The organism is Phreatobacter sp. (assembly GCF_027532945.1).
Taxonomy (GTDB): Bacteria; Pseudomonadota; Alphaproteobacteria; order Rhizobiales; family Phreatobacteraceae; genus Phreatobacter.
The window spans coordinates 328,558-347,035 of the sequence record NZ_JAPZTZ010000004.1 but is presented as its reverse complement, the minus strand read 5'-3'; the positions used below and the strand labels follow the sequence as shown (position 1 = coordinate 347,035).

At 70.8% G+C, this 18,478-nt stretch carries 19 protein-coding genes and 1 pseudogene; 8 read left to right on the top strand and 12 right to left on the bottom strand.

The genetic code is table 11. The features are described 5' to 3' along the window. The 5 genes and pseudogenes from O9344_RS04395 to O9344_RS04375 form a co-directional block, all read right to left on the bottom strand. Window positions 1-600 (bottom strand): annotated as a pseudogene (locus O9344_RS04395) (hypothetical protein); the annotation flags it as partial. A gap of 526 nt (window positions 601-1,126) precedes the next feature. Then, the gene (locus O9344_RS04390) at window positions 1,127-2,353 is read right to left on the bottom strand and encodes a terminase family protein (RefSeq protein ID WP_298473265.1); all 1,227 of its coding nucleotides are present in this window, start codon (window positions 2,351-2,353) and stop codon (window positions 1,127-1,129) included. Between the two features lie 10 nt (window positions 2,354-2,363). Further along, window positions 2,364-2,861: a hypothetical protein gene (locus O9344_RS04385; RefSeq protein ID WP_298473264.1), complete on the bottom strand. Its 498-nt coding sequence runs from the start codon at window positions 2,859-2,861 to the stop codon at window positions 2,364-2,366. A gap of 167 nt (window positions 2,862-3,028) precedes the next feature. Beyond that, a complete protein-coding gene (locus tag O9344_RS04380) occupies window positions 3,029-3,229 on the bottom strand; it encodes a CsbD family protein (protein WP_298473262.1) in 201 nt (66 codons plus the stop codon). A gap of 98 nt (window positions 3,230-3,327) precedes the next feature. Next, entirely contained in the window at window positions 3,328-5,739 is a 2,412-nt protein-coding gene (locus O9344_RS04375; protein ID WP_298473260.1) for a heavy metal translocating P-type ATPase, read from the bottom strand. Window positions 5,740-5,869: 130 nt separating this feature from the next. Here O9344_RS04375 and cueR point away from each other — a divergent pair, with 130 nt between their 5' ends. Further along, window positions 5,870-6,304, top strand: a complete 435-nt coding sequence (gene cueR / locus O9344_RS04370) for a Cu(I)-responsive transcriptional regulator (protein WP_298473258.1) — start codon at window positions 5,870-5,872, stop codon at window positions 6,302-6,304. A 3-nt stretch (window positions 6,305-6,307) separates the two neighbouring features. On the opposite strand, the gene O9344_RS04365 is transcribed toward cueR, so the two are convergent. Both O9344_RS04365 and O9344_RS04360 read right to left on the bottom strand, forming a co-directional pair. Next, window positions 6,308-6,742: a DUF1330 domain-containing protein gene (locus tag O9344_RS04365; RefSeq protein WP_298473256.1), complete on the bottom strand. Its 435-nt coding sequence runs from the start codon at window positions 6,740-6,742 to the stop codon at window positions 6,308-6,310. Window positions 6,743-6,839: 97 nt separating this feature from the next. Next, the gene (locus O9344_RS04360) at window positions 6,840-7,328 is read right to left on the bottom strand and encodes a YcgN family cysteine cluster protein (RefSeq protein WP_298473254.1); all 489 of its coding nucleotides are present in this window, start codon (window positions 7,326-7,328) and stop codon (window positions 6,840-6,842) included. Between the two features lie 148 nt (window positions 7,329-7,476). Here O9344_RS04360 and O9344_RS04355 point away from each other — a divergent pair, with 148 nt between their 5' ends. The 3 genes from O9344_RS04355 to O9344_RS04345 are packed head-to-tail and all read left to right on the top strand — an operon-like array spanning window position 7,477 to window position 10,925. After that, window positions 7,477-9,651 carry a PBP1A family penicillin-binding protein gene (locus O9344_RS04355; protein ID WP_298473253.1) on the top strand — a complete coding sequence of 725 codons (2,175 nt, stop codon included), beginning with the start codon at window positions 7,477-7,479 and terminating at the stop codon, window positions 9,649-9,651. A 28-nt stretch (window positions 9,652-9,679) separates the two neighbouring features. Further along, complete coding sequence (locus tag O9344_RS04350; protein WP_298473251.1) at window positions 9,680-10,252, top strand: DUF1214 domain-containing protein; 573 nt, start codon at window positions 9,680-9,682, stop codon at window positions 10,250-10,252. 49 nt (window positions 10,253-10,301) lie between these two features. Further along, window positions 10,302-10,925: a DUF1254 domain-containing protein gene (locus O9344_RS04345; protein WP_298473250.1), complete on the top strand. Its 624-nt coding sequence runs from the start codon at window positions 10,302-10,304 to the stop codon at window positions 10,923-10,925. Window positions 10,926-10,940: 15 nt separating this feature from the next. Here the strand turns inward: O9344_RS04345 and O9344_RS04340 are convergent, their stop codons facing one another. Both O9344_RS04340 and O9344_RS04335 read right to left on the bottom strand, forming a co-directional pair. Then, on the bottom strand, window positions 10,941-11,759 hold the full coding sequence (locus tag O9344_RS04340; protein WP_298473248.1) for a hypothetical protein: 819 nt from the start codon (window positions 11,757-11,759) through the stop codon (window positions 10,941-10,943). A gap of 44 nt (window positions 11,760-11,803) precedes the next feature. Then, entirely contained in the window at window positions 11,804-11,965 is a 162-nt protein-coding gene (locus O9344_RS04335; protein WP_298473245.1) for a hypothetical protein, read from the bottom strand. Between the two features lie 313 nt (window positions 11,966-12,278). On the opposite strand from O9344_RS04335, the gene O9344_RS04330 reads away from it, so the two are divergent. After that, a complete protein-coding gene (locus tag O9344_RS04330) occupies window positions 12,279-13,358 on the top strand; it encodes a hypothetical protein (RefSeq protein ID WP_298473242.1) in 1,080 nt (359 codons plus the stop codon). A 23-nt stretch (window positions 13,359-13,381) separates the two neighbouring features. Here the strand turns inward: O9344_RS04330 and O9344_RS04325 are convergent, their stop codons facing one another. The 3 genes from O9344_RS04325 to O9344_RS04315 are packed head-to-tail and all read right to left on the bottom strand — an operon-like array spanning window position 13,382 to window position 16,278. After that, window positions 13,382-13,732: a DUF1491 family protein gene (locus O9344_RS04325; protein WP_298473239.1), complete on the bottom strand. Its 351-nt coding sequence runs from the start codon at window positions 13,730-13,732 to the stop codon at window positions 13,382-13,384. 13 nt (window positions 13,733-13,745) lie between these two features. Beyond that, entirely contained in the window at window positions 13,746-14,495 is a 750-nt protein-coding gene (locus O9344_RS04320; protein ID WP_298473236.1) for a peptidoglycan-binding domain-containing protein, read from the bottom strand. Beyond that, on the bottom strand, window positions 14,488-16,278 hold the full coding sequence (locus tag O9344_RS04315; RefSeq protein WP_298473233.1) for a PAS domain-containing sensor histidine kinase: 1,791 nt from the start codon (window positions 16,276-16,278) through the stop codon (window positions 14,488-14,490). The genes O9344_RS04320 and O9344_RS04315 overlap by 8 nt, the downstream gene beginning before the upstream one ends. A 381-nt stretch (window positions 16,279-16,659) precedes the next feature. Here O9344_RS04315 and O9344_RS04310 point away from each other — a divergent pair, with 381 nt between their 5' ends. The 3 genes from O9344_RS04310 to O9344_RS04300 all read left to right on the top strand — a co-directional run bounded on the left by O9344_RS04310 (window position 16,660) and on the right by O9344_RS04300 (window position 18,452). Further along, the gene (locus tag O9344_RS04310) at window positions 16,660-17,007 is read left to right on the top strand and encodes a hypothetical protein (RefSeq protein ID WP_298473230.1); all 348 of its coding nucleotides are present in this window, start codon (window positions 16,660-16,662) and stop codon (window positions 17,005-17,007) included. A 38-nt stretch (window positions 17,008-17,045) separates the two neighbouring features. Continuing rightward, a complete protein-coding gene (locus tag O9344_RS04305; protein WP_298473227.1) occupies window positions 17,046-17,483 on the top strand; it encodes a SufE family protein in 438 nt (145 codons plus the stop codon). A 102-nt stretch (window positions 17,484-17,585) separates the two neighbouring features. Next, window positions 17,586-18,452, top strand: coding sequence for a branched-chain amino acid aminotransferase (locus O9344_RS04300; RefSeq protein ID WP_298473224.1), 867 nt, complete (start codon window positions 17,586-17,588; stop codon window positions 18,450-18,452). Window positions 18,453-18,478 lie beyond the last annotated feature (26 nt).

Sequence of the window (18,478 nt, the reverse complement as noted above, 5' to 3'; positions counted from 1 at the left end):
GAGGGGTAATCGCCCTCGTGATCCAGCACCAATCGCACCGCGCGCTCCCGCACCTCGGGAGAGAACTTGTTCGTTGTCTTGCTCGTCATGGCTCCATCCTATTTGGAAGTTGGAGCCTCCGACAAACCGGGGGCGGTTCAGACCGCCGATACCCCAACGCACCAAAAACGCCTCGTGGGCTTCTGCAGCAGCCGCGACCGCCTGCATGTGTTCGATCCGGCTTTCGACCGTACCACTGATCATGCTCTCCGGTCTCCGCCAAGTCGGATCGCGATCCTTGATCCTTGCTGCCGCGGCATCAATTCTGGCGCGCAGAGCAACCATTACAGCCTGTTGAGCAGGTGTGCCCTCGGCAAACGGCCTGCCGCGGCGCCCCGACATCTCGCGCGGTGACGTCCCGCCGCCGCTCGTCCACTGACCGCCCTCGGCACTCCCGGCCGGGACACGCGGCTGGTTCGGGTCGTAGCGCCGGTGCAGACGCAGCGCTGTCTTGAGAACGAGGAGGTCCCAGCGCAGATCGGCGATGGCACGCAACAGGCGCGCGGAAGCGATGGCGCGGCGGGTGTCCCCCGCGGCACGCCCGGAAGGCTGCGGTGTCATGAGGCCTCCGAAGCGGGCCGATGAAGGGGTGTCAGACGGACGGCGAACGACAGCGGTCGGCGCGGGACGTGTCAGAGGGCCATTGGCGACGCACCCTTGAAGGCCCCACCCGCACCCTCCCCTCTGGCGAGGGGAGGGAGACCACGGCGTCGCGTGCGGTCGGCGCTGTCGGGCCAGGCCCAGCCCGCGACCGCCACGGGGGTCGTCAGCGCGCGGGCCGTGTCAGTCAGCCTTGCGCGGGACGGCGGTGCCCGATCCCCCTCCCCTCGCCAGAGGGGAGGGTCGGGGTGGGGCATGCCGATAAGGCGCAAACGGTTGGGCAGAAGCCGGGAGGTCTGTGCTCCCTGGCCCCTCACCCTTCCCTCTCCCCGCCGGGGAGAGGGGGCAACAGCGTCGTGCAGAACCGCCGACCCGCTCCGCCTGGCACGCCGGGCGAGAACGGACGGGACGTCGAAGTCCCCCTCTCCCCGCCTGCGGGAAGAGGGAAGGGTGAGGGGCGAACAGCGCCTCGGCCCGAAACCGCCCCCTAAAGCCCCCTCACCCGCGCCTCGGCCCTAGGCCGGAGCGCCAGATGCGTCACGGCCCAGACCAGCGCATCGAGCCGGTCGGGGCTGCGGCCGTTGGACAATCCGTCGGGGCCGAAATCGGCCAGCTCGTCCTCCAGCGCCGGAAACCGCCCGGCATGGCGGACGCGGCCCTGCGCATAGAGGGCGGCGACCGGCTCGGCGCGCAGGTGTTTCGACCGCGCCGCCCGCACCGGCGTCACCGGCACATCGGGCGCGACCTCGCCGATCACCGCCGCCACCATGTCGCCGCCCTGGTTGATCTCGACCACCAGGGCGTCGGCCTCGAGGCGGCGGAAGAGCACCGCCGCCCGCCCCGCCCATTCATGGGGCTTCAGCCCTTCCGCGCTCGCATCGGCCAGCACGAAGACCGTGCCCTCCGCGTCGATGCCGCAGGCGACGATGCCGCAGGCATCCGCCCCCTTGCGGTGGGAGGCGGGCGGATCGACCGCCACCGCGATGCGCTTGAGGGCCGGCGCCGCCATCACCCGCTGCGCCTCGATGGCCTCGCGGGAGAACAGCGCGCCCTCGCGGTCATCGATCAGTTCGCCGTCGAGCTCCTGCCGGCCGAGCCGCGTGCCGCCGTAACGCGCCATCAGCGCCTTGACGACACCGGGCGCGAGGTTCGCGGCATTGGCGGCCATGGCCGAGCGCGTCACGACCGTGTCGGGATCGGCCAGCAGGCGGCGCATCAGCGGCGTCGCCCGTGGCGTCGTCGTGACGAGGGCCCGCGGCAGCGTGCCGAGGCGGAGCGCGAAGCTCAGCATGTCCCAGCTGGCCTCGGCCTGCACCCATTTGACGGCCTCGTCCGCCCAGGCGGCGTCGAATTGCGGCCCGCGCAGCGCCTCCGGATCCTCCGAGGAGAAGCCGTGGGCCACCGCCCCGTTCGGCCAGACGAGCCGGCGGCGCGAGGGCTCGAAGCGCGGGCGCTCGGCGGGAAAGCCGCAGGCCCGCAGGCCCGAGACCCCCTCGACCATCACCTCGCGGACCTGGTCGATGGTCTCGCCGATCAGGGCGATGCGGCCGCAGCGCGGCCCGAAATCGTCGCGGCCATGGACGATGCCGTGGACCCATTCGGCCCCGGCGCGGGTCTTGCCCGCCCCGCGGCCGCCGATGAAGGCCCAGATCCGCCAGCGGCCGCGCGGCGGCATCTGCTCGGGCCGGGCGAAGACCGGCCAATAGGCCCGCATCCGGACAACATCATCCGGCTTGACCCTCGCCACCTCCTCCGGGCCGGCGCGGAGCAAGTTGCGCCGCAAGTCCCTTAGCCCAGGCTTCGGCGTCCACAGGCGCGGCGACGGGCGGGGCATCGGCATCTCCGACAGGGTCGCGGGCGGCGGCAAGCGCCTTGCGGTCGAGCGCGGCGAGGCGGTCGAGGGCGGCGGCGAGGGCGCCGAGCCGGCGGGCGGCGGTCGAGGACGTGCCGCCGAGGGTCGCCTCCAGCGTCTCGATCTCGCGCTCGGCGGCAGCGAAGAGCCGGCGCACGAGGCGCGGCCGTTCCGGACAATCGGCGAGGCCCGGACAGGGCTTGCCGATATGCGAGGGCTCGGGGGCCACGGTGGCGGCAACCGAGCCGCCTGATGGCAGGACGGCAGTGGCTGGCGCCGGGCGGGCCGCCCCGACGGGCGCCATGGGGCTGGACGTGTCGGGACGGGCCGATGCCGTCTCCGGCGCGGCACGGTTGGGGTGGAGGGTCATGGCGGGATCCGAAACGGGAGGGCCGGGCATCGGCGGGGCCGACGACGGGGCCCGGAAACGACGACGCCCGGCGAAGGGTTTCCCCCGCCGGGCGTAGTTTTCGAAAATGACGCAAAACTAGCCGAGCAGCGTTACGCTGTCAAGGCCTATTTTCCTAAGAAACAGGATCAGGCGCGGTCGACGACCGTCTTGACGGCGTCCTTGGCATCGCCCTTGAGCTGCTGGCCTTCGCCCTTCAGCTCCTGCAGCTCCTGCAGCTTGCCCTCGGCCTGCATCTCGGTGTTGTCCAGAACCTTGCCCAGGCCCTGCTTGACATTGCCCATGGCCTGGTTGGCCATGCCCTTGATCTCGTCGGTGGTGCTGCTCATCGGATGTCTCCCTCGTGGCGTGGTGGTCGGGCGGACAACCGGTGAGCCTGGGAATGGTTCCCTCACGGGGTCGTGATCTTTGGGTTCGACAAGGGGCCTCACCCCAGCTTCACCGCCCTCAGCCTCAGGGCATTGCCGATGACGCTGACCGAGGACAGCGACATGGCCGCAGCCGCGATCATCGGCGAGAGCAGCAAGCCGAAGGCCGGGTAGAGCAGGCCCGCCGCCACCGGCACGCCGAGGGCGTTATAGGCGAAGGCGAAGGTGAGGTTCTGGCGGATATTGGCCATGGTCGCCTCCGACAATCGCCGGGCGCGGACGAGGCCAAGGAGGTCGCCCTTCACCAGGGTGATGCCGGCGCTCTCCATGGCGACGTCGGTGCCGGTGCCCATGGCGATGCCGACATCGGCGGCGGCGAGAGCCGGGGCATCGTTGACGCCGTCGCCGGCCATGGCCACCACCGCGCCGGTGGCGCGCCAGCGGGCGACGACCTCGGCCTTGCCCTCGGGCAGCACGTCGGCCTCCACAGCGGAAATGCCGAGCTGGCGGGCGACCGCCTCGGCGGTGATGCGGTTGTCGCCGGTGAGCATGACGATGCGGATGCCATCGTCCCGCAGCGCGGCGAGGGCTGCCGGTGTCGTCGCCTTCACCGGATCGGCGATGGCGATGAGGCCGGCGGCGCGGCCGTTGACGGCGAGGAAGACCACCGTCGCGCCGTCCTTGCGCAACTCGTCGGCAAGGGCCGCGAGCGGCGCCGTGTCCACCGACAGTTCGGCGAGGAAGGCGGCCGAGCCCAGCGTGACGCGCTTCCGCTCGACCATGCCGATGACGCCCTTGCCGGTGGGGGAATCGAAGCCGAGGACGCGCGGCACGGCGATGGCCCGATGCGCCGCCTCGCGGACGATGGCCTCGGCGAGCGGATGCTCGGAGGGCTTCTCGACGGCAGCGGCGATGCGCAGCACCTCGTCCTCGGTGAACCCCTCCGCCGGCACCACGGCGGTGACGGCGGGGCGGCCTTCCGTGAGCGTGCCGGTCTTGTCGATGATGAGCGTGTCGACCTTCTCCAGCCGCTCCAGCGCCGCGGCGTCGCGGATCAGGACGCCGGCGGCCGCGCCGCGGCCAACGCCGACCATGATCGACATGGGGGTTGCGAGGCCGAGGGCGCAGGGACAGGCGATGATCAGCACCGAGACCGCCGCGACGAGGGCGAAGGCGAGCTGCGGCGGCGGGCCGAAGATCGCCCAGGCGGCGAAGGCGAGGACCGCGACCGCCAGCACGATGGGCACGAAGAAGCCGGAGACCTGATCGGCAAGGCGCTGGATCGGCGCCCGCGACCGCTGGGCGGTGGCGACGAGCTGGACGATCTGCGCCAGCATCGTGTCGCGGCCAACCTTGTCCGCCGCGATAACGAGGCTGCCGGAGCGGTTCAGCGTGCCGGCAATGGCGCGGTCGCCGGGCTCCTTGGTGACCGGCATGGATTCGCCGGTGACCATGCTCTCGTCGATGGCGCTGCGGCCCTCCGCGACCGTGCCATCCACCGGCACCTTCTCGCCGGGGCGGATGCGCAGGCAGTCGCCGACGGCGATCTCCTCCACCGGCACCTCGGCCTCGCTGCCGTCGGCAGCAATACGGCGGGCGGTCTTTGGGGCAAGGTCGAGAAGGGCGCGAATGGCCCCGGAGGTGGCGTCGCGGGCCCGGAGCTCCAGCACCTGTCCCAGCAGGACGAGGACGGTGATCACCGCCGCCGCCTCGAAATAGACGGCGACCTGACCGTGATGGTCACGGAAGGCGGCCGGGAAAAGGCCCGGCGCCAGGGTCGCGACGAGGGAATAGGTCCAGGCGACGCCAGTGCCGATGGCGATCAGCGTGAACATGTTGAGGTGGCCGGTCTGCACCGACTGCCAGCCGCGGACGAAGAAGGGCCAGCCGGCCCAGAGCACGACCGGGGTGGCGAGGGCGAACTGCACCCAGACCGACCAGCCATGCGGCAGCGGGTCCCAGCCGAAAACGTGGGCACCCATTTCCAGCACGAAGACCGGCAGGGCGAGGACAAGGCCCGCCCAGAACCGGCGGGTCATGTCGATCAGCTCCTCGTTGGGGCCGGCATCGGCGGTGACCATCATCGGCTCGAGCGCCATGCCGCAGATCGGGCAGGTGCCGGGGCCGACCTGGACGATCTCGAGGTGCATCGGGCAGGTGAACTCGGTGCCCTCCGGGACAGCCTCGGCCGGCGGGGCGCTGGCCGGGTCGAGATAGCGGGCGGGGTCCTTGCGGAACTTCACGACGCAGCCGGAGGAGCAGAAAAAGTGCTCGACGCCGTCGAGGGTGGTCTTGTGGGGGGTCGTCGCCGGATCGACCGTCATGCCGCAGACGGGGTCGATCACCTGGCCGGCGGGAGCGGCGGCGGCATGGTGGTGAGCGTGATCGTGGCCCGCATGGTCATGCCCAGCATGGTTCTGGCCATGCCCGCCGCAGCACGAGCCGGTCGGCTTGGAATCATGCGCCGTCATGGCGATCTCCTTCACTCTTGCGGCGACGTCTAATCCTTCCCATCATGGGAAGGTCAAGCGGGCGATCCGGTCGCATTGATGAACCCGCGGGGCGCCGCATTGATCCAGCGCCAAAGCGAGGAAGAGGCCCATGAATATCGGCCAGGCCGCGAGCGCCTCCGGCGTCTCGGCAAAGATGATCCGCTACTACGAGCAGATCGGCCTCCTGCCCGCTGCCGACAGGCGCGACAGCGGCTATCGCGACTACGACACCGAGGACGTTCACCGGCTCGGCTTCGTGCGGCGGGCCCGCGACCTCGGTTTTTCCATCGAGCAGATCCGCTCGCTGCTGGCGCTGTGGAGCGATGCCGGCCGCTCGAATGCCGATGTGCGCGCCATCGCCCGGACCCATCTGAAGGAGATGGAGGAGCAGGCCAGGAAGCTGCAGGACATGATCGCGACGCTGCAGGCGCTGGTCGGCTCCTGCGAGAAGGGCGCGCGGGCCACCTGCCCGATCATCGAGGAGCTTGGCGACCATCACCCCGCGCCCGCAGCGCCCACAAAAGCCCGGCGACGGGCGGCGTGAGGGTCACCCCTCCTCGCCGAACCCCGCACCGGGATTGCCCGGCTTCATCCGGACGAGGCGCGAGTCCGCCACCGCCGCCTGCCGGTGCTTCACGGCCTCGCGGTAGGCGGGATCGCGGATCATGTCGATGAAGGCCTGGCCGGACGGGTATTCGGCGATGAAGGCGATGTCCCAGCGCTCGGCCTCCGGGCCGATCAGCATGAGGTCCGGCCGGCCCGACCAGACGATGCGCCCGCCGAGCCCGCGGAACACCGGTCCGCTCTCGCGGCCATAGGCGGCATAGGCCTCGCGGCCCGTCGCCTTGCGGCCGTCGGGATAGGTGGCCTCGGCCTTGAGGCTGACGAGATTGAGCATGTGGATCGGCTCGTCGCGCGGCAGGTCCTTGAACAGCGCGAACCGTTCCTTGGTGGGATCAACGTGGCCTTTGGCATCGCTCATGGTGCATTCCCCCCTCAAGCGGAACGGAGCACCACCATAAGTCCGTTGCCCGTCCCTGCCACTCGGCGGAAGGAGAGATGGCCTCGCCGAGGTCGGCCTAGCCGGGCTCGCGCCCCGGCCAATCCGCCAGATGATGCTCCAGCTCCTGCAGCTCGGTGAGCTCGTGTTCCCAGGCGGTGATTCGGCCGCGCACCGATATCCCCGCCGCATGAACCGTCTCGGGGTCACCGGAGACGAGGGGATGCCACCAGTAGAGGTCGCGCCCCTCGGCGACGAGGCGATAGGCGCAGGTCGGCGGCAGCCAGGGCAGGGTCCGCGCCTCCTCGGGCGTCAGGCGGACGCAGTCCGGCACGCGCTCCTGGCGGTTGGCATAGTCGCTGCAGCGGCAGGACGCGCCATCGAGGAGCGTGCAGGCGACCGAGGTGAAATGAATTGCGCCGGTCTCCTCGTCCTCGAGCTTGTTGAGGCAGCAGCGGGCGCAGCCGTCGCACAGGCTCTCCCATTCGGAATCGGTCATGGCCTCCAGCGGCTTGTCCCGCCAGAACGGCGTGGTGCGCGGCCCCTCGCCCGCTGTGTCGTCGGCCATGGCGGCCCTCCCGCGGGCGTTCCCGACGCCCGGCCGGTAACCCTCTTGTCAGAGAACGGTGGAGACGGCGCGAGGCCGTTGGCTCACCCCGCCGATCTCCGATATGGTAAGCATATCGTCAAGGGCCTGCCCAGAAAGGCGTTCCGGCTTGACCGACCTCACTCCCGGCGGCGGGTGGGGAAGCGCCCTCAGGCGCTTCTTCCTCGACCTCGATGCACGGCTGAACGACGGCGCCTACCGGCTCGCCGGAGCGATCGGTCGCGCCTGGGAAAGGCTCGCCGACCTCGCCGATCGCGTGCAGGTCTATGGCTGGAAACGCGTCTTCGCCGAGATCGCCTCCGAGGGCATGACCTTGGGCACCGGCGGCCTGCTCGTCCTGCTGATGCTCGCCATCCCCGCCTTCCGCGACACCAACGAGGACTGGCGCAAGCCCTCCGAGCTCTCGGTGGTCTTCCAGGACCGCTATGGCAACGAGGTGGGGCGGCGCGGCATTCGCCTCAACGATTCGGTGCCGCTGGAGGAATTCCCCGACCACCTCATCAAGGCGGTGCTCGCCACGGAGGACCGACGGTTCTTCGAGCATTACGGTATCGACATCATCGGTACGTTCCGCGCCATCGCCACCAATGCGCGGGCCGGCGGCGTCGTCCAGGGCGGCTCGACGCTGACCCAGCAGCTCGCCAAGAACCTGTTCCTGTCGAACGAACGCTCCATCGAGCGCAAGATCAAGGAGGCCTTCCTCGCCCTCTGGCTGGAATCGCGGGCGACGAAGAACGAGATCCTCAAGACCTATCTCGACCGCGCCTATATGGGCGGCGGCGCCTTCGGGGCAGAGGCCGCCTCGGAATATTATTTCGGCAAGTCGGTGCGGGACGTGACGCTGGCGGAGGCGGCCATGCTTGCCGGCCTGTTCAAGGCGCCGACGCGCTTTGCCCCCCACGTCAACCTGCCGGCGGCGCGCGCCCGGGCCAACACGGTGCTCGACAATCTGGTCGAGGCCGGCTTCATGACCGATGGTCAGGTCTTCGGGGCACGGCGCAACCCGGCCACCCCCGTCGACCGCAAGGACGACGCCGTCCCCAACTACTATCTCGACTACGCCTTCGAGGACGTGAAACGCCTCGTCGCCGCGACGCCTTCGCTGATCGACCGGGTGCTGACGGTTCGCACCGGGCTCGACCTCACAATCCAGAAGCAGGCCGAGACCTCGGTCGATCAGGTGCTGCGCCAGTATGGCGGCGACTATGGCGCCAGCCAGGCGGCGGCGGTGGTGATGGAGGTCGACGGCACGGTCCGGGCCATCGTCGGTGGCCGGGACTATGGCGCGAGCCAGTTCAACCGCGCCACCGAGGCGATGCGGCAGCCCGGCTCGTCCTTCAAGCCGATCGTCTATGGCGCGGCCATGCGCGAGGGCCTCATCAACGGCCGCTCCATCGTGGTGGACAGGCCGATCTGTCTCGGCAACTGGTGCCCGCAGAACTATGGCCGCAGCTTTTCCGGCTCGACCACCGTGACCGCAGCCATGGTGCGGTCCATCAACTCGATCCCGGTGATCCTGACCCAGCAGATGGGCCGCGGCGACAGCCGCATCGGCCGGCAGAAGATCATCGCCACCGCCCGCGAGATGGGGGTGACGCGGCCGATCACCGACACGGCGCCGATGCCGATCGGCGCGGCCGAGGTGACTCTGGTCGAGCTCACCACCGCCTATGGCAGCTTCGCCTCCGGCGGCCTTGCCCTCCAGCCGCACGCTGCGGTGGAGATCCGCAATTCCGCCGGCGAAGTCGTCTGGCGCGCCGACCGCGACCTGCCGGCGCGCAAACGGGTGTTCTCGCCGCAGGTCGCCACCGACATGAACGGCATGCTGGTCGGCGTGGTGGAATCCGGCACGGGGCGGCGGGCGCAGGTGCAGGGCGTGCAGGTCGGCGGCAAGACCGGCACGACCAATTCCTACCGGGACGCGCTGTTCGTCGGCTATTCCAGCCATTTCGTCACCGGCATCTGGTACGGCAACGACGACTATTCCGAGACCAACCGGATGACCGGCGGCTCGCTGCCGGCCATGACCTTCTCGCAGATCATGAACACCGCCCATCAGGGCCTCGACCGCCGGCCGATCTTCGGCCTGACCACCGCCCCGCAGGCTCCGGCCGGCGCGCCCTCGGCCGCACCCTTGCCGCAGGCCGGCATCGCCGACCGCCCGCAATCGCTGTCGCGCCGGTCGATGGAGGTGCTCGGCCGCATCGACCTGATGCTGCGCGATGCAGCGGAGGGCCGGCCGGGCCCGCTGTCGGCGGCGCCTTCCGGCTCCGTCACGCGATGACCGGCACCGCGACAGAGACGACCCGCTGATGCGCGCCTTGCCCGGCCTCCTCCTGACCCTCGCCATCGGGGCCGCGACGGGCCTCGGCCTGACCGCGCTCTCCGTCGGCCGCTCGATGGGGGTGGGCACGTTCCGCATCGGCCCGTGGCTGGTGACGCCGAAGGCCGGCACGGCCGAGGCCGACCCCTATGCCCGTGCGGTGGCAGCCCGGCTCGGCACGCTCCCCCTCGCGCTGGCCGATGGCCTTGCCCTCGTCGCCGACCAGGACGAGGCCGGCGCGGCGCTCGATGGGCGCTGCACCTATCGCTTCCACGGCCCCGTGCCGCCGGCCCGCTACTGGACGCTGACGGCAGCCGGCGGCGATTTCCAGCCGGTGGTGCGCGAAGGCTTCCGCCAGGGTTTCACCAGCTACGAGGTGGTGCGCGGCACGGATGGCGCCGCGGAGATCCTCGTCGCGCCGCAAGCCCGGGCCGGCAACTGGCTGCCCTCGGGCGGGGCCGACGAGCTGCGGCTGGTGCTGCGGCTCTACGACACCGCCGTGGCGACCACGATCTCGGCCGGCACCCCCCTGCCCTCGCTCAGCAAGGTGAGCTGTCCATGAGCGGCGCGGGCATCGTGAGGGTCGCGGGCATGATGAACGGGGGGCGGGAATGACCGACCTCTCGCCGCGGCGCCTCGCCGGCATCGGCCGCGAGCGCTTCGCCCGCGTCCTCGGCATCCTGCCCTGGGTGCTGGCCGGACTGCTGCTCGGCGTCGCCGTGCACATCGTCTCGGTCTTCGCCCTGCCGCGGCTCGCCCCGGACGATGCCCGCGCCCGGCTGTCGGAGGTCGCGACCGTCAACCGGCTGACGACGCTGTCAGGCCGCGCCTCGGTGGTCCTGCCGCTCGCCGATCCGGCCTTCGAGACGGCGGTGTGCCGCTTCGACCTGACCAGCGGACCGCTGCATGTGCGTGCGCCGGTGACGCCGCATTACACCGCCATCGCGCTCTATACCTCCACGGGCCTCGCCTTCGGCGCCATCAACGACAGGGCAGCGACCCGGCGGGTGCTCGACCTCTTCGTGGTGACGCAGGCGCAGCGCCGCGAGATCACCACCGACGAGGACGAGACGGCGGCAGACAACCTGATCCTCGTCTCGCCGACGACGGAGGGCTTCGTGCTGATCCGGGCGCTCGCCGTGCAGCCGAGCGTCGCGCCCCTGGTGCGTGACCAGCTGGCAAGCCAGGCGCTCTGCGAGATCCTCACGCCGGAAATGGCGCCGCCGACGGAGTGAGCGGCCGGCGCGCCGTCACTTGCTGATGATGACCTCGTCGGGGGCCGGCGAGCGCGGGTAGTAGCGGGGCGGTGCCTGCTCGACGCCGATGCCGCCGCGGCTGGTGACAACCGAACAGAGCCGGTCGAACTCGCGGATGTCCTCTTCCAGCCCGCCGAGCTCGCGCTCCGCCATCACCGCCTCGTGCTCGGGGGTGGCGACGATCTGGGTGTTGAGCGCGCAGCGATAGGCCTCGGAATGCTGGCGCAGGCCATGGCGCACCCAGGCGATGATGGTGCGGTTCTCGGCAATGCGGTCGCGGGCGGAGCGGACCTCGACCGGGGTGAGGCTCGGAATGTAGCCGAGCGCGCCCTCGCGCACCCGGTCGGCGGCCAGCACCTCGCGGGCCTTGTCGCAGAAGGGGCGGATGCGCTGGCGGTCGGCGCGCATGTCATCGGTCATGCGGATGAAACGGGCCTTGGACGAGCGATAGTCCTCGCGGGCCAGCGTCCGGCAATAGCCGCGCGGGTCGGGATCATAAGCAACCGGATCGCCGATGCGGGTTCGGCGCAGCTCGGCCCAGAACTGGTTGGCGCGATCGGCGGCGTGGGTGGGCATGATCAGGCCGTAGCCGAGCTGGCGCATCTCGCGCTCGGCATCGGTGAAGCCATAGCCGGAGACGGGTTCCTCGCGCCAACGGGCGGCGTGGCTGCCGGCCCAGGGCATGATCTCGTCGTTGAGGACATTGGGGGCGGGACGGCCGAGGTCGCCCTGCGGCGCACAGGCGCCGAGCGCCAGGGCGAGACCGGCGGCGGCAAGGCCGGGGACGGCGGATCGGACGGCGGCGTGGAACATGCGGGGGCCTTCCGCGGGTGAACGCAGCCCGTCCTCGGGAAGGGTCAGGCGCTCCTGCGCCGGCGCTTCGGCCGGTCGCCGCCCTTCAGGGGCGGATCGACGATGAGAACCGGCGGCGGTGGCAGGTCATGGCGTTCGATCCGGACGACGGGCAGCACCACCACCTCGCCGGCGGCGGAAGACGGCTCCTGCTCCGACCCCAGCATGCGGCGTCTTTCGAGCGGGAAACGAAGAACGGACCCCATAAAGACCTCCCTTGCGCCTGCCCTCCAATGCGGCCATGCCCGGCGACTGTCGCCGACGCGCGAGGCCATTTGAGGCCGGTATGGTTAACAGGGGGTAAAGGGGCGTCGATGGCGGCGTGCTTGCGACGGGCCGAAGCCGTCCCCGGCGGAGGATCCCGCCCTCATGGACCCTGCCGCCAAAGGTTAACGAGGCGTTTGCACTAACGAAGCGTTCACGAAATCACGCCTATTGTCCGTATCGAGCCCCTATCGCCCGACCGGTCATCCCCGCCGCATGTCCTCACCGCGCCTTCCCAGCGTCCAGCGACTGATCGGCCTTGCGCGGTCGAATGGTGTGGACGTGCGGCCGACGCTGCTCCGGGTGATCGTCGACCAGTTCGTCGCCGAGACGCAGCATCCCGCCGCCGAGGTGACACGCTTCGCCGAACTGGTGGTGAACCTGCTGCCGCGGGCGAGCGAGGCGGACCGCGCCATCGTCGCCGAGAAACTCGCCGATCATCCGCAGACGCCCACCGCCGTCGCCCGGGCTCTCGCCCACGACACCGGCGCCGCGGCGCGGCCGATCCTTTCCCGCTGCCGCGCCCTCTCCGACGACGACCTCTTCCTCGCCGTGCGCTCCGGTGATGCCGAGAAGGCGCTGGCCGTGGCTAGCCGCGAGGATATCGGGCTCGCCGCGCTGGTGGCGCTCGAGGACATGGACGATCCGGCCATCCGCACGGCGCTCGCCGCCCGCATCGGCCGAAGCCTGCCGGCGCCCGCGCCACGACGGCCGAAGCCGGCCGATCTCGGCCAGCGCTTCCTCGGCGCCGCGACGGCGCAGCGCGAGACGATGCTGGCCGAACTGGCGCTGGCCGGCGAGGCGCTTCCCCCCGGCCTCGGGCCGAAGAGCGCCGGCCTCGATCTCGAGACTGCCGCCCTGTCACGGCGTGAGGGCGCCCTCGCCGAGGCGCTCACCCGCACCTTCCTTTTCGACGCGCACACCGCCGCAGCGGTTGCCGGCGATCCCGGCGGCGAGCCACTGGTGGTCTGCGCCCGCGCCCTCGACCTTGGCCGCGAGGCGACGATGCGGATGCTGCTCTTCGCCCACGAGGCGATCGGCACATCCGTCGACCGGATCTACGGCCTCGCCTCGCTCTACCAGGCCATCCCGCGCTCTGCGGCGGTGGCGCTGGTGCGATCGTGGCAGGCGGCAGCGGTGGCCGAGACGGCGCCGCGGGTCGGGCGGCACCAGCCGGTCATGGCGAGCGATGCGTCGGATCGGGTCGGTGCGCGGCAGGCGGCGAGCGTCGCCGCGCGGTCGATGCCAAGGACGCTGGTCGCGCGGCCAGGGAGCGTGCGCCTGCCGAAGGCGTGAGGCGGGTGGCCCCGCCTGACGTCTCAGGTCCGCGCGATGTCGAGGAAGCTCCGCCCATCGCGGTCGTCCACGTCGACGATCCACAGGTCCGGATCGAAGCGGATCTCGCGCTCCAGCTTGTCGCGGACCTTCTCTTCCTCGACGAAAATCTCCGGCCAGGCCGGGACGAAGAGGCGGTCCTGCGGCCTGTCCTCGCCGAAGGCGGATTGCGGGGCCTGGAGATAGAGCGCCACCAGCCGGTCGCTCGCGCGGGAGACGGTCACGGCGATGGCACCGGCCTCCTCCGCACCGCGGCGGCGCAGCGTGGCGAAGCCATTCTCCAGCCCGACGCGGCGGATGAAGGCGGAAACCCAGAAGCCGGAGGTGACGCGCATCGCCGCCGTCCCGTCAGGGCCGGCGCGGACCGGCGTCGGCAGCGATTAGATCGCCGATGGAGCGCTCACGGGCCGCAGGCGCCGGGCGCGGCGCGGGGACCTGCGCCGGACGACCATTCTGGCCGATTAGGTCGGCAATGGACTGCGGGCCCTGCGGCGGGGCCGCCTGAGCGGTGCGCTGCGGCGCGGGCGCGGGAGCGGCGGGAGCCTGGGGGCGGGCGGCAACCGTCGCGGCGGGACCGCCACGCTTCAGCTTGGCGAGGAGCGCCTCGGAGGCCTCGCCGGTAACGGCGAGCCGCGTCTCGGTCTCGAAACGGCGGATGGCGGCCTCGGTCTTCGGGCCGGTGACGCCGTCGACGGCGCCGTCATAGAGCTTGCGGCGGACCAGCTCGCGCTGCACCTCAGCGACGATCTCCGACCGGCCGCGGGCGGCGGGAGCCGCCTGCGCGGCAGCGGCGGGAGCGGATGCTGCCTCGGCGGGACGCTGGGCGATGCTGGCAGTCTGCTGCACATCGGCCGGGCGGGCGGCGGGAACGGGCGTCGGCGCGATCACAGCGGCAGCGAAGAGCGGGTCGGGATGCGGGCCGGTCTGGCGCATCAGCGCATTGCCGATGATGCCGAGGCCGATGAGCGCGAGCGCGCCGAGGGCGAGGCGGTCGCCCCAGTCCTGCCCGGTCAGGCGCTGCAGCAGCGAGCGGTCGTCCTGCGCTGCCTGCCGGCCGCGGGGCTCGAGATCGTCGTCGTCCCAGGTGGCGTCACGCAATTTTCCGTCCCTCCTGGATCGTCTGAGCGGCCGTGGCCCTGTCCTCGCCGCGTGCGACGGGCAGCTGCGCCACCGCGCCGGCGGCGTGGGCCTCGCAATCCATGGGCATGCGCAGGGTGACGCGGGTGCCGCGGCCGAGCTGCGAGGCGATCTCGATACGGCCGCCATGCAGTTCGGCGAGGCCCTTGACCACGGAGAGGCCGAGGCCGGTGCCGTCATAGGCGCGGTCATAGCTGGAGCGCGCCTGGAAGAAGGGGCTGCCGAGCCGCGGCAGGTCCGCCTCGGCGATGCCAATGCCGGTGTCGGTCACGGCCAGCGACAGGAAGGCGCCATCGCGGCGCAGGCTCACCGTCACCGAGCCGCCGGGCTTGGTGAACTTCACGGCATTGGCCGCGAGATTGAGGAGGATCTGGCGATAGGCGCGCTTGTCGCCGACCACCTCGTCGAAGCTCTCCGGCAGGTCGACGGAAAGCGCGACACCGCCAGCCTCGGCCTTGAGCTCGACGAGCTGCAGGCACTGATGCACCAGCGGCGCCAGGGCGAAGGGCTCCGGCGTGATCTCGAAATGGCCGCTCTCGATCTTGGACATGTCGAGGATCGAATTGACGAGGTTCAGGAGGTGCTCGCCGGAATCGTGGATCAGCGTCGCATATTCGTGGCGGCGGGCCTGGTCGAGCCGCATGGCCTCCTCGTGCATCAGCATCTCGGAGAAGCCGTTGATGGCGTTCAGCGGCGTGCGCAGCTCGTGGCTGACATTGGCCAGAAAGCGGCCACGCGCCTCGTTGGCGCGGTCGGCCTCCTCACGCGCGGCATCGACCGCGGCCTCGTGATGCTTGCGCTCGGACACGTCACGCAGCACCGACACGACCTGCTGGCTCTCGCCGGAGCCACTCAGCGGGCGGCTGCGCATCTCGACCCAGGTGAAGATCGGCTGGCCATCGGCGGCATCGCCGCGGCGCAGGCGGAACTCGGCGGCGGCCTCGACCTTGCGGGAGGCGGCGATGGACAGGGCGTTGAGATAGGCCGGCCGGTCGGCGACATGGACGCGGTCGAAGAGGCTCTGGCCATGAAGGGCATAGGAGGGGACGCCGAGGACGCGCTCGGCGGCCGGCGAGGCGAAGACCACCGCGCCATTGCGCGCGTGGCAGGTGACGAGGTCCGTCATGTTCTCGGCGAGGAGCCGGTAGCGCTGTTCGCCGGAGGTGGTGACCTCCTCGCCGGTGCGGCTGACCATGGCGGCCGACAGGGCGAGGCTGATGGCATAGACGATGGCGGCGGCCACCGAGGCGAAGGCGGCGACGGCCAGATGCTCCGGCGGCAGGCCGACCGTGGGCAGCGCGCCACCATATTGCGCGGCGGCGATGAGCGTCACGGCGGCGAGCACCATGCCGCCGGCGGCGGCGACAACACGGCGGGCGCCGGAGAGCACCGCCTCGGCGGGTACCAGGGCGAACCAGATGACGATGAAGGAGGACAGGCCGCCCGACAGCATGGCGATGAGCGTGACGATGCCGGTGAGCGCGGCCGCGGAGAACAGGTGCGCCTGCTCATAGGCGCCGGTGCGCGACAGGAAGGCGGCGATCGCGATGGGCAGGACGAGCCAGCCGAAGGCGATGGTCTCGACCGGGCCGGGCACGCCCTTGAAGGCGAGGTAGAGCGGCAGGGCGGAAAGGGCGAGGAGGCCGGGGATCATGCGCGTGGCGATGAAGGCCCGGTGGCGGGCGAAGACCACGGGGTCCACCGTCGCGGCCGGATGGACCAGGCCGTCGAGATAGGACCTCACAGAATGGATCAACGCGCTTTCACGCAACGCACGCACCCCGGACGCGGCATCCGCCGTTCTCACTCCAGCGACCATGACAGGGCGGCGTGAAGGAAACGCTAAGTCCGGGGGGTCCGTGGGCCTCTGTTCCGCTGTGGGCGGCGTTTTGCGGGCCATGGTGAAAAAAGACTTTCGGGGCCGTCCCACAGCCATGGCGTGTACCGGCGGCCGGTAAGGTGCATCAACCTTAATCGAATTTCCGCGATGCGTTTCCCGCCTGTTCACCTTGTCCGCCAAGGCCTCGTTCATGGCTCGCGGGCAAGGATGGCTACAACCGGAGCGGTGCCCTCGAGGCCAAAACGACCGCCCGGATACAGGGCTCCAACGACCGGAAACGGCGTCATGTCATTCCTCTTCAAGGCCGCCTTCTGGCTTTGCCTCGTCTTCTACGTGTTGCCGCCGTCGGCGCCGCTGCCGCCCTCGGCCGGCACGGCCTTGCCGAGTTCCGGCGAGGTCGCCTCCGCGGTCATCCGCGGCGCGACGCAGCTCTGTCGCGACCATGCGGCAACCTGCGCCCGCGGCGCCGGCCTCGTCACCGAGACGGTGCAGCGCGAGCTGATCGGCGCCTCGACGCCGGCGGCCCATGACACGCTGACCCCGGCGGACCGCGAGGTGCCCTTCGGCGGCGTCCAGGCCCCTGTCGGCTCCGCGCCGCTGCGCGCCCCCCTGCCGCCGCGCCGGCCGGCCTGACCCTTTGTTTCGGGCAGGGGGCGGTCTATATGCCCCCCATGAGCCAGACCGCCCTGCCCTCGATCGACGAGATCAAAGACGCCTTCGCCCTGATCGACGACTGGGAGGAGCGCTATCGCTATCTCATCGAGATCGGCAAGGCACTGCCCGGGCTTCCCGAGGCGCAGCGCACCGAGGACAACCGGGTGAAAGGCTGCGCCAGCAATGTCTGGGTGGTCACCCATGTCGACAGGCCCGGACCCGACGCTCTGATCCGCTTCGAGGGCGAGAGCGACGCCCATATCGTCAAGGGCCTGGTGGCCCTCACCCTCGCCTATTATTCGGGCCGCCCGGCGCGCGAGGTCGCGACCGACGACGCCTTCGGCCTCTTCCGCTCCTTCGGCCTCGAACAGCACCTGACGCCGCAACGCTCCAACGGCGTGCGCGCGATGATCGACCGCATCCGCCGCGATGCGGTGGCAGCGACCGCGGGGTGAGCAGACCCATCGCTCCCGCGCGCGTCTGGGATCACGACATTTCATGGTGACGGCCGCGGGCGACAGGATAGATTTCGCGTCCCCCGCCTGCGGAGAACGCCCATGCCCACCTGGTCGAAAACCTGGACCTTTGTCGACGGCGACTGGATCGAGGGCAACCCGCCCCTGACCGGCCCGCGCAGCCATGCCTTCTGGCTCGGATCCTCGGTCTTCGACGGCGCGCGCATCTTCGATGGGCTGATGCCCGACATGGACCTGCACGCGGCCCGCGTGAACCGCTCGGCAACGGCCCTCGGCCTGAAGCCGACCATGGCGGCGGAGACGATCGTCGGCCTCGCCGCCGACGGGGCGAAGAAGTTCGACGGCACGGTGCCGCTCTATGTGAAGCCGATGTACTGGGCCGAGGGCGACGGCCCGAACGCCATCCTGCCCGACCCGGAGACGACGCGGTTCTGCCTCTGCCTCTACGAGGCGCCCATGGGCCAGCCGACCGGCACGTCGATCACCCTGTCGAAATTCCGCCGCCCGACCATCGAGAACGCTCCGACCGATTCGAAGGCGGGCTGCCTCTATCCGAACAATGGCCGGGCGCTGCGCGAGGCCCGCGCCCGCGGCTTCGACAATTGCCTGGTGCTCGACATGGTCGGCAATGTCGCGGAGACCGCGACCTCCAACATCTTCATGGCCAAAGACGGCGTGGTCTACACGCCCATCCCGAACGGCACCTTCCTCAATGGCATCACCCGCCAGCGCACGATTGCCCTGCTGCGCGAGGCCGGCGTGAAGGTCGTCGAGCAGAGCCTGCGCTATGCCGATTTCGAGGGCGCCGACGAGATCTTCGCCTCAGGCAATTATTCCAAGGTCATGCCCATCACGAAGATCGACGACCGCGAGCTCCAGCCGGGCCCCTTCGGCCGCAAGGCGCGCGAGCTCTATTTCGACTATGCGGCGGCCGGCCCGCGCGTCTGAGCGCGGGCGGCGGCCCTCAGGTCCAA